Below are 16192 nucleotides of genomic sequence, written 5' to 3'. Positions count from 1 at the left end.
GATGGGGCGGGCAACCGCACTTTGACAGAAATGCCCCACCCTGTTTGCCTCTCTGCTCATTCCCCCTGATAGCCCCGGTAACCGCCTGCGGGGATGTGCATCACAAATTGCGATCCTTTCCCTTCCGTCCCTTCCTCGGTGATGGTGATATTAGTGAGGGCTAGGATCTCTTTGCTCAAAAAAAGGCCAAATCCGGTATTTTTTCCATATCCCTGTGAAAAAATCCTCTTTTTGAGTTCATCCGGGACCCCCCGTCCGTTGTCTTCCACCACCAGGCAGGCTCCGGCCCCCCTGTAATCAAAACGAACCGACAGTGCTGTTACCCCTCCTCCGTGACGCTGGGCGTTTTCAAAGAGGTTTTCTATCACCTTTCTAAACATCGGATCTGCATACACCTCCAGGGTGCCGGTATTGCAGGAAAACGAAATCCCTGTCCGGCTGACCACTCCTGCTGCCTGAGCCGCCACAGTTGCCACATTCTGCCAGGAAGGAGTATATGTACCAAGATCTTCATAATCGCGGGTAAATGAAATCTGTTCTTCTATTAGTGCAGCGGCATTGTCTATTTTTGTGACTATTTCCTTCACCTCCGGGCTCATGGCGTCTTTGGGTTCCATCCCGGCGAGTTCGATCAGCATCCGGACTACCATCACCTGGTTGAGAACATCGTGCCGGGTAATTGATGTGAGCAATTTTATCTTCGTGTTTGCTTCCATTATGGCAGCACGTGCTGCATAGTAGGTGGACACATCCTGGGTAATACCTACCATCCATATCGGTCTATTATCCTCATCCCGTTCAATAACCTGCCCCGTGATCTGGATCCAGTGTCCCTTATTTAGGTTTTCAACGGGAAATTCAACGGAAAAGGTGTTTTTTCCTCCGCTCAGAATATTTTCAAACTGTTCGTCAAGTGTGGCCTCATATCCGTCCTTCAGGCATCGCTTCATCTGGTCCGTGAACCCCTCGATGGTTGTGACATTTTCAATCGTACGGTCGGCAAGCGGGTTATCATATGTTACATATCCTGGACCCTCCCGCCATTCCCACGAGGAAAGGCCTGCGCCCTCCATTGCGATCTTCAGCCTGAGGTCTTTGGCCATTATTTCTTCTTCTGCCCGTCTCCGTGCGGTCGCGTCACGAATGAGGATGATGGTTCCACCTGATTGTGCGTCATATCCCTCAACCCTGCTGACGGTCAGATCAGACCATTGGGTTTCTCCGGCGGCGTTCGTGTGAGAAACTGTGAGTGAACGTGCCTCGCTGAGTTCAGCGAGTGTGATCCCGAATATTCCGGTGAGGAGAGTATCCGTAGAAAGGGAAATCGCCTCTTTTTCGGTTACGCCTCCTGCTGTGCAGGCAGCACTGTTTATATCAATGACAACACCGTTCCCGTCTGCAACAATAACCCCTTCATGAATTTCGGTGATAATACGTGTCCGTGCAAAGGGCATGATACTGAAGAGGTGCATCCAATATACCGTAATGAAGATGAGAATTCCGCTCAGGGCAAAGAAGAGCGGGGTGATGTCGGCTGTATCGGTGCCTACGTTTGTGAATATTACGATGATATTTGCGGTGAACGGAGCCAGAGCACTCAAAATAAGAAGAAATATCTGCCGCCGGAAGTGTTGCGGAGAGGACATGAATAGGCCAATAAGGAGAAGCAGGGCGCCTGTAATGAGTGCATATGAGTATACAAGGTTCACCCAGAACCAAATCCCTTCAGGGCCCGTGTAATGATTATATACCCAGAGGGACGGGTTAGCAAGTTCCACATAGAACAGATGTTTCCAGGGGTTTGTGAGTAAGGCACAGATACTCACTGCAGGAAGAAGAGCTACAGCAGCCCGCTTCCATCCTGACACTCCTTCATACTTGCCAGTATATGCGAGAGAAAAAAAGAAGAATGCAAGCGGGGTGAGAATAACAAAGATGAACTTGATCCCGGATACTGCAAATTTGATGGAGATATCCGGAATCGCGACGATCAGGGCGTCACAGCAGAGCCACCCGGTCATAGTGGCGGCGGTGAATAAGAGCCAGTTTGCGCCCCGTTTTTCCAGCTGTGAATGGAGCACATAGGAAACAGCCCCGGTGATACATGCTGACCCAAGTAAAAGAAGGAATATAAATAGTTCCGGGGTATTCATCGTTATTATCATCGTTCCCGTCCTGTACTCCGATCTGCGGTTTATGGAATGTTTTACCGGATAATATCACAGATAGGTCTGTATTTGTAATTCTTTCCTAATCATGGTATAGGTGCAGGTAAGGATGAAGGAAAGGGGTGTGTGGGTATGGCAGCAGAGCCTCCTTTCCATGGATTTATCCCCTAATACCAGATTTGATCTGCTATCCACGATTTTCCGCGCTGTGGAGCTGATGACGGTGTTATTGCTTCGTTTGTGTCCTCTATGAAATGCCCCGGTGTTCTGTAAATTGGATAATTGTCTGAAATATATTGGTTTTTTGGGAATTGCAGTTTTTCTGGAATAATCCTCTGATCTATTGGCACGGTGTGCACCTTTTAATAACTCTCACGTTGTTGTTTTTTAAGTAACAACAGGAGGTTTCACGGATCACGGTCTTCCCGGTATCGCAGGACAACAACCATGTGGTGTCCTGATTGTGTTATGCCCTGTAAACACCACACAATACTCAAAAAATAAGTGATAGCATGCAGTCACCATTTGCCTTTCTGGCCAATTCAATTATTCGTCACCCAAAGACGGTTGCAGCAGTAGTCTTTGGTGTGATCCTGGTGATGATCTTCTTCGCGTCCGGCGTCCAGATGAAGACCGGCACCGAGACCTATGTGGACATCACCACCCCCACGGGGTCCCTCATTAAGCATTATGAGGATACGTATAGTTCCGATTCAATCATCCTCATGTTCGAGGGCGATGCGGTCTATATGCCCGAGACGCTGGACTACCTCCGCGACCTCTCGAATGACATCGAAAACGAATACCAAATCGTATCAGTCTCGAGTATAATCGATCTCGTGGATCTCTATAATGGCGGTATAATTCCCGGTTCGGAAGCAGAGATCAAGAGTATCGTTGATCAGTACAAGGATGTCATTCCGGGTGCCTCGACGACCGGTACGATGACCCTGATGCAGGTCGTCGTGCAGCCGGGTCTCTCGGACTCAGCCGCGAGCGCCGCCCTCAGCAATATCCGTTCGGTAGTGGAAACACATACCCCTCCACCCGGGATCTCCGTTACCGTGACAGGAACTGCAGCATTTTCCGATGAGATGCAGACCTCAATGGGTACGTCCACCGGGATGCTGATAGGTCTTGCAATGCTCTTAATGGTCGTTGCAATGGGACTCCTCTTCGGGCATGTCCGATATCGGTTCCTTCCGGTTTTTATCGTATTGATGGGTGTCGTTGTCTCCTTCGGGATGATGGGCGCCTCTGGCACCGGCCTCACGATGATGGTGATGGCCGCCTTCCCGGTGATGATCGGTATCGGTATTGATTATGCCATTCAGTTCCAGACCCGGTTCGATGAAGAGGTGAAAAAGACCTCCATCGACGAGGCGGTCTATACCACCGTCACCCAGTCGGGCAGTGCGGTCGCAATCGCAATGGTGGCGACATCGCTTGGTTTCATCGCGCTTTCCACGGCTCCGTTCCCCATGGTGGTCGACTTCGGCGTGATCTGTGTGGTAGGTGTTCTCTCCTGCTATCTCTGTGCTCTCGTCATCGTTCCCACCTTCGCCAAACTGGTGAACTACCGGCCGCTTGACCCAAAGCCCGCCAAAAACGGCAAGGGGAATAAACTCTCCATGATGGAGCGCTATGACATTGTCCTTGCAAAGGTGGCCGCCTGGATCGCCGACCACCCGGTGGGCGTCCTCCTTCTCGTCGGGTGCGTTGCGATGATCGGTATCCCGCTCGACGACAAAATTGTCATCAATACCGAAGAGGAAGCGATGGTCCCGCCCACCATGCCCGCGAAGGTGAGCATGGACAAACTGGGCAGTGCGATGGGTTCGACATCCACCATACCGCTCGTTGTGCGCAGTGACGATATTTTTGAACCGGCCACCCTGCAATGGATGGTTGATATAACTGATTATGAAGAACTGAAGCACAGTGAAATCACGGGTGCGACGAGCATCGCAAGCGTACTGACTTCACTGAACGGCGGCACCCTTCCACAGGACAGGGAGCAGATCGATGCACTCCTGGAACAGGTCCCGGAGAATACACTCACCCGGTATACGGACGGGCAGATGGAGGCGGTCATCGAGTTCTCTACCGTGTCCCTGGACCTCAACAGTATGAAGGCCCTGCTCGATAATATGCGCACCGACCTTGAATGGTATGAGAAGGAGCCCGGAACCACGGCGGTCTTTACCGGTTCCATGGCGCTCTTCGGGGATATGATCGACGGCATTACCGAGTCCAAGAGTACGATGAACATGCTGGGATTCGGCCTGATCTTTGTCTTCCTTCTTCTCATCTACCGGAAGGCGACGGCCATCACACCAATTATCCCCATCATCATGATCGTCGGCTGGAACGCGGTCATCATGTATGTCCTGGGTCTGGAGTACAATCTTCTCACGGCAACACTCGGGGCGATGACTATCGGTGTCGCGTCCGAGTATACCATCCTCATCATGGAGCGGTATGATGAGGAGCGTGAACGTGGCCTCTCATGCCACGATGCTATCCAGGTGAGTATTCAGAAGATAGGGACCGCTATCTCCATCTCCGGCCTGACGACGGTCTTCGGGTTCTCCGCACTCACGCTCTCGGAGTTTCCTATCATGGCAAACTTTGGCCTCGTCACCGTGATTACGGTGGCTTTCTCTCTCGTGGGCGCAATCCTTGTGATGCCTGCGGTTCTCGCTATTACCAGCAGAATTCAGGACTGGTTTGCGGCACGAGAATCGGTAAAGCGTTCTAAAACGGTATGAATACAGAAAAGAGAAACAGAGTCGCGTGCAGACCTGCCAAAATCATTTTTCAAAATGTTTTTACTATGGTTTACTGCTTTTTCAGAACCATTTTTCATCCCGGTTATTAATCACGATGGCCCGATTCAGGTATCAGTGAGCCTCCCTTTCTTTCATGATATGTGGATATTTAGAGTGGCTGGGTCTGTTTCTTATTCTATTTTGTGTTCATTCTGTCTCTTCTGTTGGCCTCTCTCGTATATTTCCCCGTCCTGCTGAGAACCAGACGCCAGCTACACAGAGGATGCCAAAGGCGACAAAGGCGTAATGCGTTGCGGTGAGAAGTTCTCCGGTTCTGTCCGGGGTGATGACGATTGTTCCTATCACCATAGAGAAGGACATCATTGCAACGGCCATCGAGAGATTTTGCCCCAGCACCCGCATGGTGGCGGCGGTCGCCGAGGCAATGCCTGCCTGTGCATTGGAGACTGAACTCATGATGGAGTTCATATTGGGGGGTGAGAAGATACCGTAGCCCAGACCAAGGACCATCAGGACGGTTACGATGAAAAATAGCGGTGTCTTTTCCGTGATGAACGAGAGGAGAAAGAGGCAGACAGTGACGATGGCCATGCCCGTGGTAGCGAGGAACCGCGGCTCTGTCCGGTCAGAGAGCCTGCCAGCAATAGGGGCGGTCACTGCCATCAGAATTGGTTGTGCAAGGAGGATGGTGCCTGCCGCCTGCGGCGTGAGGGCCCGGATATACTGGAGGTAGAGGGAGAGCAGGAAGGTGACGGCATAGGTGGAGGAGTAATTGATGAGCGCTGCGATATTCGAATAGGTGAACGCCCGGTTGCCCCGGAGGAGGCGGACGGGAAAGACTGGTTCATTGGTACGGGCTTCCCAGACAAAGAATCCCAGAATACCACAGGCGCCGGCGAATACAATGGCAGCCGCCCAGAGGGCAGGCAGGCGGGAGGCGCCTGCAATAAGAAGGATTAGGGAGGCACCGTAGATGGCCGTCCCCGGATAGTCAAAGGGTTTCTTTTCTACTGTATTCTGATCCTTTGGAATCACTCGAGAGCCGACGAGGAGGGCAGCGAGAATGGCGGGCGCGGTCACCAGAAAGAGGGCCCGCCACCCGAGATAGCCCGTGATAATTCCGCCCAGAAACGGCCCTGCGGCAAGGCTCACATAGACAACTGCGGTATTGATCCCGATAATCTTCCCACGCTCCCGCAGGGGATAGTTTGTTGTCAGCAGCGGCAGGGCGGTGGCAAAGGTCATCGCACTCCCTAATCCGGCTATGGCCATCCCTGCCATTAAATACCCGAATGATGGTGCAAGCCCGGCACAGATGAGCCCTGTACCCATGACGGCAATCCCCATAAGGAAATACCGGCGTCTCCCGAGTGTGTCTGCAGTCTTGCCGAAGGGCAACAGGAACACTGCATACGGGAGAAGAAATGCGGTTGGAACCCATCCCAGTAGCGTTGCCGTGACACCAAATGCCTCTGCAATGAGGGGCAGGGCAATTTGCACTCCTGAGGAGATGAAGGGGGTGGCAAAGGAGGCGAGACAGACGGCCAGAAGTATCGCAGTAAGGGTTTGTCGCGGCAGCGGGGATGTGGTGGTATCCATAAAAACTCCGGTATATATTTCAGTTAGGGGTGCTGGGGGAATGAATGTTGGGGACGGGGAGGTTCCCGTTTCGATTGCAGGAATTTAATCGCGGAGATTGCCGCGCACGACAGAAAACCAGACTCCTGTGGCGCAGAAACCGGCACATATGGAAAAGCTTGCCTGCACCGCAAAGAGGAGTTTAGCGATGGAGCTGCAGGGCCGAACTCACACTCCCATATGATGACGGAAAAGACCATCATCGCACTCCCGACGCCTGCCACAAACATCATCACAAAGTGCGTCAGGAAGCCGGGAGAGGGCCGCACCTACAAGGGAGACGGCCGTCACCACAGCCCGCGAGAAATAACTTCCTCTGTCCGATGGTATCCGCGACCTTGACGAAGGGGAGTAAAAAGATGGCCGAGGCAAGAAGGTATGCGGTGGGAATCCAGTCGACGAGATCCGCACTTGTCAGAAACTCCCCTGTGATAAGCGGCAGGGCGATATTGATCGCAGACCCGATGAAGGGCAGAATAAATGTGGGGGCACTGGACGAGATAAGAATGGCCCTGATCTGCTTTCACGAGATATTCGGGAGGGGATTTCTAACCATTAGGATAAAAATGTTCATTCCGGACAGGGTTAAGGAGTATGTAGGAGGCATTGTTCGCTTCCTGGTCCTTCCGGCAAAAAAGGGTTATTCAAGGAGGATGTAAAACTCCCCTCCTTCGCTGATGTTAACCGGAAGGGTTTCCGTATCATACCCTGCGTCCTCGGTAGAAACTTTGATACGGGCTGTGTAGGTGCCGGGTGTGAAGTCACTGATGAATGCCATTCCGGAACTATTGATGATCTCCGTCTCCGGTGAAACCGTTTCGGCTTTAGCCGTCTGCCAGACATCTTCCGGTTCCTCACTGTTCTTCAGAGCCAGTTCTTGTGTGACGGGGAATGCACCGTCATAGGTGAAGGTCCAGTTGAACTGTGCGGTATGTTTGTCCTGTGCGATGAGGTCAAACGCGGTGATCTGTACACTGGCATTCAGGAGTGCTTCCGGTGTGAGACCGGGAATGACAGTAATCACTGTTTCGGGAAGAGATTCTGAGATCGTTCCGCCATCCCGGTTTTCAAACTGGATAGCTGAACCCGGTGCAAAGAGGCTGAAGTTCAATGCTCTGTCAATGGACTCATTCACCCGCAGCCGGAAGTGGGATGTCCATGTCTGTTTAATCGTAATGTTCCCAATGGTAAAGGAGAGCGATGCCGGCTGGCTGCCGTCCTCTCCCGCCCACATCGCTGACTGGTCTACCTCGTATGGGTAGGTCAAGTAGTCTGATGGCGTATAGGGATTCACCGACCAGTTGTAGAAGGAAATTGTCGTATTTGGGATGTACTCCATCATTTCTTCCGGCGTATAGAGGACCTCATCCGGCATCCCGGCAAAGTTCAGATTGACGCTGGTTCTGGTTGCCGCGTCACGCAGAAGTTCGTCACGAATTTTCTTGAAAGCATCGGTGAGTTCTGCCTCATTTTCTGCATCATAGAATGCACCGCCGGTCAGATCTGCCAGATCGCGTGCGACCACCTCAGCTGCCTGGGAGTTTCCTGAATGGTAGTAAATGGTATAGATCTTCACACCGTTTGCCCGTGCATAGTCGACCATGTTCTGATGGTCTGCCGGGTGGGGTTCATCAAAGTAATAATAATCATTACTACCCTTCCCAAGTGCAAGTGCTGCGTTGATATCATAAATAGCTTTTCCGCTTGCAAAGGGGTCGCCGAAGTAAAGGTAATTGTTCTGCATAAGAACCACTACTGCCCGTGTATCACAGGGTCGTTCGTTTTTTGCAAGGTACTCGATGGACTGCTTCAGGCTGTAACGGAGCGGGGCGCTTGCCTCTCCTCCTTGTACTGCTTTGAATGGCATGGTGTTGAGGAGGGCTTGCTCAAGCCCGTCCCAGTCTGCGTTATCGATAGTAAAGGGTTCGTCAATAGTTGCATAGTCAGTGTATCCGGTTCTGTTGTTGCCCGGATAATGCTCTTCCAACACATAGCCATTATTCTCAAGAGCTTCAAGCCATGTCTCGTCTTCTCCTACCCCCTTGACCCAGAGGAAGTTACTCTCTGTTCGATGGTCATTGATGTAGCGCAGGTCGACGCATTTATTGGGGAAGTTATCAGTATCTGTTGATATGTCACTGTAGGTGACAAGGGCTACACGGTCACTGCCGGGATTAAGGATGTTTTCATCAGTACTGCTGTTTTTGACCAGGTACATTGCGGCCCTGCGTGCCCGTTCCATCCGGTCTATATTGTCCTTTTTTTCTTCCTCGAGAAGCATATCCTCTCCCCGGTCCAGACAGAGAACAACGTCAATCGGGTCATGGTAGAGGAGTTCATTGCCGTCGCCTATTATCCGGATGGTCACATCCAGCGGGTCGCCGGGTGCGATGGCGGTGTCCGATACCTCGGTCTCCACCCGGACATAGGGATAATTGCGCCAGGTGATCTGCGGTGAATTTGCCGTCTTATTGTCCCACATCGCGGTGACGGTTCCACTTCCCCGGGAAAACGGATCAAATCCCTCTTCACTGCGGAGGGGGAAGGCCCCTGCCCGGAAGTAAAACGTGGCGAATCCATCCTCACCGGTAACAACCGTCACCGAGTGATTTCCGAATTCGCCATCTTCGGTTGCAGAAAGCCCCGGATACTGGGTAAGGGTGTTCGTGGCGCTCACACTTCCAGTGTTCATCCATGCCTTAATCGTCTCACCTTCCACCCCGGTGCCGAAGTTATTGTACACATGTACCCGGACCGCGATCAGTGCATCCGGGTCCACATCGTATGAAGGAAGGTTATTCGGGTTTATGGTGACGGAAAACCGACTGGCGAGACCCCCGGTGAAGGACAGTTCAGATACTGCAATGGCTGTGCCTGCTGTTCCGGTGACGGTGACATCGCCCATACCCGTACTTGGGCCGTAGATGAACCTGGCAACGCCATCCTCGTTCGTGATGATTGATGCTGATTCCCCAAGGGTAGTCGATATCTCTACCGGGTAGTTGTCGATCGGATTGCCAAACTGGTCCTTGACAAGATAGCTGATCCGGAAATAACTGGAGCCGTCTGCAGGGCAGGTATTTGCCTCTGGGTAATTAGGTATGGTAACAATATCGGGGGTGATCTGGGCAGGTGAGCGCAGTGCGACAACATCCATTGTGATGAGTCGCTGCAGGCTGTCTCCTACTGATGGGCGGATGGAGACGATCACCGGTCCAGCCCGTTCCGGTGCACGGAAAGATACGGTGCAGTCGCCGTCTGTATCGAATGGCATGGTGATTGTCTGGGTACTGTTTGCCCCGTCTGCGAATCCCGCTCCGTACTGTGAGACTGAGTACGTGATGGTGGCATCCGTATCTTTGGTTATGGTATTGCCGTAACGGTCCTTCATTCGGACGGTGATGGGTGTTTGAGAGGCTGCCTGAACGGATTCATGCACTATGCTTTCATAGACATACGGGTCTGCGGGAATCACGTCCTGCGTAAATACGACAGTGATGGGTGCGGTTGATTCATCTGCGAAGGCAACGCCCACCTGAATATATGCCGTACCGGCACTCTCAGAGGTAAACCGTGTTTCAAAGGGTGCCACGGTATCGATGAGTGCACTGAGTGTGCCCGAGGGATCTGATGTCCTATTCAGATACGAAAATGAAACTGAGGCAATTGCAGGAATTGATGTGTCTCGTTCGACGGAAATGAGCGATCCGGTTCCTCCGGCCTGGATCTGATCCTGATCAGAAGTGATCAGTATCTGGTCGGGGGTGACTGCCGCTCCGGTGCTGATGCAGACAAGGCAGCATATGATGAGGATCCCCACCCCCCAAATTCTGATGCCATACATGGTGATCTCTCATATGTCTGATTATATATTAAAGACTGATCTCCCCGACGATGCATATATTTATATATTATATTGTTCGGAATCCCCAGACTTGTATCTTTGAATATTAATAATGATTTCTGTTATTGGCGATTTTCCAGATATATTTATTATATTGGGCGATTTTCTGGTTTGCAATCTCAATTTATCAATAAAATTCGATAAAAATAGTAATATTTGTTTAAATATCTATTATAAAGTATTATGTTGGATATTTGTGGCGAAATGACCAAAAAACCAAGTTTTTTTAGCGCGGACATGAAGCGGAATGACATGGTTCGCTGATGCATTCTGTTCGCTCTTACAGGGGTGCCGCATTGGATGGGTGGGTGGCGTTTTGGTGTCAGTAAGGGTGAGGGCATGCAGGGCGGATGGTGTGCGCCTTTCTGAAAAAAATATGGGTTATTCCAGCCGGATAAAGTACTGTTGGTCTTCGCCGATGGTAAGGGGGTGCGTTGCGGAGTCGTGGCCCGCATCTTCTGTGGTGACTTTGATGCGTGCACTATAAATACCCGGTGTAAGATCACCGGTAAATGCCATCCCTGTGCTGCTGTTTGTCTCTGGTGAGAGTGTACTTATGTCGACTGTCTGCCATACACTTTCCACGTCCTCTGTATTCTTCAGCGCCAGTTCTTCTGTGAGCGGGTATATACCATCATATGCGATGTCCCAGGCGAACCGGGCGGTCTGTGCATCCTGAGCAATGAGGTCAAATGCGGTGATGTGGATGGTGGCATTCAGGAGTGCATCCGGGGTAAGGCCGGGAATGACCGTGATCATAGTTTCGGGAAGGGCTTCGATAATATTTCCGCCATCCTGATTTTCGAACTCGACATATGATCCTTCTGCAAAGAGGCTAAAGTTCAGGGCACTATCGATGGACTCGTTCACCTGCAGGTTGAAGTCAACTGTCCATGTCTGTTTAATCGTCACGTTGCCAACCACAAAGGAAAGGGATGCCGGCTGGCTTCCGTCCTCTCCCCGCCACATCACAGTCTGGTCTTCTGTGTATGGAAATCCGTTCAGGTGGTCTGAGGGGACATAAGGATCCGCAGACCAGTTGTAGAAGTCAACATGTGTGGGAGGGAGATACTCAAGCACCTCATCTGCTGTGTAGGATACATCCTCGGGCATGCCCGCAAAGTTCAGGTTTACATTGGTGTTCACTCCTGCATCACGCAGGAGACTGTCACGAATCTGTCGGAACGCTTCTGTGAGTTCTGCCTCATTGCCCGCGAAATAGTAATCGCCACCGGTATCTTCCGCGAGACGTCGCGGGACTGCTTCATCAGACTGGGACCCACCTGATGGGTAGTAGATTGCATATATTTTCACATCGTTTGCCCGTGCATAGTCGACCATGTTCTGCTGGTCTGCCGGGAGATCACCAAAGGAATAATACTCTGAACCACCCTTCGCGAGGGTGTTTGAGTACGGGAGGACGGTCATCACACTGCCATTTGCAAAAGGGTCGCCAAAGTACCGGTAGTTGTTCTGCATCAGAACCACTACTGCCTGGATGGCACCGGGTTTATCGTTGTCTGCAAGATATTCGATGGACTTCTTCAGGCCGTAGCGGAGGGGGGCGCTTGCCTGGCCAGTGTCATCCGCTTTGAAGGGCACAGTATAGCGAAGTGTGGACTCGAGCCCCGACCAGTCTGAGGTTACGGCTGTGGCAAAGGTCTCGTCAATGGTCGCAAAGTCATTATATTCAGTAAAGCCGCTGCCAGGATAGTGTGCCGCGAGCACGTAGCCCTCTTTTGTCTCCAGATTGTCAATGGATGCCGAGTCGTCACCTGCAAGTTTGATCCAGTTGTAGGTGGGGAAGTTGTCATTGATATAGTCCAGATCAACGGCCCCGGTCGGAAAGAGGGTGGTGTCTGTTGTCCGGTCGCTGTAAGAGATGAGTGCAACGCGGTCATAGCCGGGTGTGAGGCCAATCTCTCCGCTGTCCCCTTCGACCAGGTACATGGCTGCCCTGCGTGCGCGTTCCATCCGGTCTTCCAGACCTTCATCAACGAGCATGTCCTCTCCGCGGTCAAGACAGAGTGCCACATCTATCGGGTTGTGGGAGAGCAGTTCATTGCCATCACCTATTAGCCGGATGGTTACATTCAGCGGGTCACCTGGTGCGATGGCAACATCAGATACTTCGGTTTCGACTCTCAGGTAGGGATAGTTACGCCAGGTGATCTCGGGTGAAGTACCTGTCTGATTGTTCCACATCGCGGTTACCGTGGCACTTCCCCGTGAAAATGGTTCATACTCTTCATCCCCGCGAGGCGGGAAGGCCCCTGCACGGAAGTAGAATGTGGCAAATCCATCCTCACCGGTAATGGCTTCAGCAGTACCGTAGCCAAATCCGCTCTCACGGTTTGCTGAGAGTCCTGGCTCCTGTGATATTGTGTTCGTGGCATTCACACTTCCCGGGGTGATCCACGCGTGAATGGTCTCTCCTTCCACGCCGGTGCCGAGATCGTTGTAAACCCGTGCCTGAACTGCGATCAGTGTGTCCGGATCCACATCATATGAGGGAATGTTATTTGGGTTTAAGGTGACAGAAAACCGGGTGCCGGCACCGCCGGTAAATGAAAGTTCGGAAGCTTCAGAGAGCGAACCTGCTGTGGCGGTGATGGTAACATCCCCCATCCCGGTCTTTGGGCCATAGGTGAATTTTGCCACTCCATCTTCACTTGTGACGATCTCTGCTGATTCCCCGAGAGTTGTGGAAACCGTTACCGGATAATTGTCAATCGGATTGCCAAACTGGTCCTTAATAACATAGCTTATCAGGAAATAACTGATACCGTCTGCCGGGCAGGTGCCGGTTACCGGGTAATGCGGGACGGTTACAATATAGGGGTTGATCGACGCGGGCGTGCGTTCCGCGATCACACGAACGGTGATGAGGCGCTGCAGGCTGCTGCCTGGTGAAGGGTCCACAGAGATGATCACGGGCTCTGCTGTTTCCGGTGCAATGAAATATGTGGTGCAGTTGCCTTCTGCATCGAATGCTTTGGTTATCGTCTGGGTGATGGCCGCACCATCTACGAATCCTGACCCCTCTCGTGAGGTAGAGAATGTGACTGTTGCACCTGTAACTGCGGTTATGGCATTTCCGTAGCGATCCTGCATCCGCACGGTCACGGGACCTGCAGAGCCTGCCTGGACAGCATCAGGCACAATGCTCTCATATGCATATGGATCACCGGGAATTACATCCTGTGTGAATATGGTCGTGACGGGGTCTGTGTTTTCATCGGCGAATGTGATGTCCACTTGGATATACGCCGTTCCGGCAAGTTCTGTGGTGAACAGTGTTTCAAAGGGTGCCGTAGCGTCTACGGTGGGGGTAAGTAATCCGGTGGGATCCACCGTGCGGTTCAGGTACACAAATGAAACAGAGGAGACTGGGGGGAGTGACGGATCCGGTTCAGCAAGAATGTGAGCTCCGGTATCTCCTGCCACGATCTGATCGCGGTCAGAGGTGACCGATATCTGATCGGGTGTGGCTGCCGCTGCAGCGGTAAAACAGAGGAGGCAGCATATAAGGAGGGTTGTCATTTCCCGCACCCGGGGAATATTCATAATGAATAACTACATTAATAAGAAATAAATGTTCGCCAATTGTTATATTGTATATTTATTTTAATATATTGTCAAATTGGGGTTTGTTTGGTGATGTGTGCTTAATTTGTATATATGCTTGTCGAAAGTTTTTGCAAATATTTGGTAAAATATATATGCTGGTATCTCTCTTTTGATGGGATGAGTGCAGATACCTTTGGCGGCATCTCTGTTCGTGCAGGTGGTATAGGGTGAACGGTATTTGATATGTGGGTTGTGGCATCCGGCGATCGAAAGTACTGCACTGCACGCGATGCCGATGGGGATGCAAACCTTTCAAATGGCGTTCATGAGTCCCTTTCGGAAATGATGTGCAAGGGGGATGGGCACATTTGCTCTGATTTTTCTCTCGTGATCTATAGCATAAGTATGTCTAAAAGCCTTACAATAGAGGATATATCCAAAAAACGTATACTTCTTTGTATGAATGGTGATGCAGCATGAAACGGCTGGTGGGGGCGGTCGTTATTTTTCTTCTGGTGATTTGCGGTACTGGCAATGTGGCTGCATATGATGATTCCGACGATACCTTGTTCTTCAGGTGGGGCCCGTACCTGACAGGAACCACCGTGAACACGACGGTGGTCAACTGGTTGTCCACTACCCCTGTGAAAGGGACTGTTTCCTATGCCACTGATGCAACATATTGTGAAACGGGCAGGTACGAAGAGACCGTGACGGATGATGCGAATGTCACCCTTCACCATCTCTCACTTACTGGTCTTGAGCCGAATACCTGCTATCACTATCAGGTCATCACCGGCGGAGAGCGGTCCGGAGACCACACCTTCCGGACGTTCCCGGAAAATGGTCCGTTCACCTTCATTGTCTATGGAGATACGCAGGAACAGCTTCCTTACTTCACTCAGGCAGAGCGGCATGCCCTTGTTGCAGAACGGATTGCCGCAACAGAACCGGATTCTCTTTTTGTGCTGCACGTCGGTGACATGGTCTGCCAGGTGGAAGATGAGAATGAGTGGGATCGCTTCTTTGCGGCAGGAAAATCCCTCTTTGCAAATACTACTCTTGTACCGGTGCTGGGCAATCATGAAAACAACGAGACCGTCTGGTATGACATCTTTGGGATGCCTGAGTGGTACTCCTTTGACTGCGGAAATGCCCATTTCGCAATGCTTGATTCAAACGAATGGGCTTCCTGCCACTTTGATGAGGAGGCGGCATGGCTGGGGCAGGACCTGGAAAGCAATCGGGAGCGCCAAAAAGACACGCCGGCAGGCCCGGTGTTCGTCGCCTTCCACCATCCCCCATACAGCTCAGGCACCCGCCATCCTGGTGGATGGACTGATCTTCGTGATCTATGGGGGCCTGTCTTTGAGGAGAATGGTGTGGATATGGTCTTTAACGGCCACGTCCATTCCTATCAGCGGTATGCAGTGAACGATGTTCAGTATATTATCGCGGCAACGGGTGGGGGTTTACTCTATAATCTTACTAATGAAAAGACGGAGGGGTATGTTGCGAGCGCTGACCATGAACTTGGGTATGTGAGGGTTACTGTAGATGGTAATTGCGTCTCGTCTGTTTTCATGCCGGTGACGGCAGTATCGGTGGATAATCGCAAAGTTGTTGGGATGTTTGCAGGCGGGACGGAGTATGATGCGGTGAGTATTGGCAGGTGTGATGATGAAGTAATGAGGATTTTTTTGGAGCTATCAAATGGGATTCTCTCTTTTGTATGAGTGATGATATGATTCTGTTTGTGCTGTAATATGGTATGTCTGGTTTCAGCGACACAGGTTTTGTTGATGAATCGTGGATTAATGGAGCATTATCTTCAACTTCTTTCCTTGTGGCGCCATGTTCCGCTACCGGCTCTCAAATGGAATCTTCTTTCTCCCTGATCTCCATCCCCCGAATCCATATTATTCTGGGAGATTTCTCCTGCTGTCTGTTCCAAGGGTTTATATCTATTATTTTTTATTGATATTGTATCCCCTGTATTTCCCATCTCCACGGAAGTCCTGTCAGAAGAAGTGTTCCTAGATGGATGATGCGCCCTGAAAATGCGATATGTGGCAGGAAATGCTGACTGGTCTCCGGTATGGAGATTTTTCGGAGAATAA

The 16192-nt window shown here is 51.3% G+C and carries 8 protein-coding genes; 3 read left to right on the top strand and 5 right to left on the bottom strand.

The window, feature by feature from the left end:
* Positions 1-56: 56 nt before the first annotated feature.
* A complete protein-coding gene (locus OU421_RS05875; RefSeq protein WP_268187676.1) occupies positions 57-2165 on the bottom strand; it encodes a sensor histidine kinase in 2109 nt (702 codons plus the stop codon).
* Between the two features lie 515 nt (positions 2166-2680).
* Here OU421_RS05875 and OU421_RS05870 point away from each other — a divergent pair.
* Positions 2681-4939, top strand: coding sequence for an efflux RND transporter permease subunit (locus OU421_RS05870; RefSeq protein ID WP_268187674.1), 2259 nt, complete (start codon positions 2681-2683; stop codon positions 4937-4939).
* Positions 4940-5146: 207 nt separating this feature from the next.
* On the opposite strand, the gene OU421_RS05865 is transcribed toward OU421_RS05870, so the two are convergent.
* Both OU421_RS05865 and OU421_RS13065 read right to left on the bottom strand, forming a co-directional pair.
* Positions 5147-6559, bottom strand: a complete 1413-nt coding sequence (locus OU421_RS05865) for an MFS transporter (RefSeq protein ID WP_268187673.1) — start codon at positions 6557-6559, stop codon at positions 5147-5149.
* A 283-nt stretch (positions 6560-6842) separates the two neighbouring features.
* Positions 6843-7031 (bottom strand): hypothetical protein, encoded by a 189-nt coding sequence (locus OU421_RS13065; protein WP_407659797.1) that lies wholly within the window; start codon positions 7029-7031, stop codon positions 6843-6845.
* Between OU421_RS13065 and OU421_RS05855 the strand changes: the two genes are divergently transcribed.
* Positions 6958-7257, top strand: a complete 300-nt coding sequence (locus tag OU421_RS05855; protein ID WP_268187671.1) for a hypothetical protein — start codon at positions 6958-6960, stop codon at positions 7255-7257. The genes OU421_RS13065 and OU421_RS05855 overlap by 74 nt on opposite strands.
* Here OU421_RS05855 and OU421_RS05850 read toward each other — a convergent pair.
* Entirely contained in the window at positions 7239-10442 is a 3204-nt protein-coding gene (locus tag OU421_RS05850; RefSeq protein ID WP_268187670.1) for an Ig-like domain-containing protein, read from the bottom strand. The two genes, OU421_RS05855 and OU421_RS05850, sit on opposite strands and share 19 nt — an antisense overlap.
* Before the next feature lie 441 nt (positions 10443-10883).
* A complete protein-coding gene (locus OU421_RS05845; RefSeq protein ID WP_268187669.1) occupies positions 10884-14069 on the bottom strand; it encodes an Ig-like domain-containing protein in 3186 nt (1061 codons plus the stop codon).
* A gap of 479 nt (positions 14070-14548) precedes the next feature.
* On the opposite strand from OU421_RS05845, the gene OU421_RS05840 reads away from it, so the two are divergent.
* Complete coding sequence (locus tag OU421_RS05840) at positions 14549-15808, top strand: metallophosphoesterase (protein ID WP_268187668.1); 1260 nt, start codon at positions 14549-14551, stop codon at positions 15806-15808.
* Positions 15809-16192: the final 384 nt, after the last annotated feature.

This window comes from Methanogenium organophilum, from assembly GCF_026684035.1.
GTDB classification, from domain to species: Archaea; Halobacteriota; Methanomicrobia; order Methanomicrobiales; family Methanomicrobiaceae; genus Methanogenium; species Methanogenium organophilum.
The sequence above is the reverse complement of the archived record's forward strand: the minus strand, read 5'-3'. Positions and strand labels throughout refer to the sequence as shown.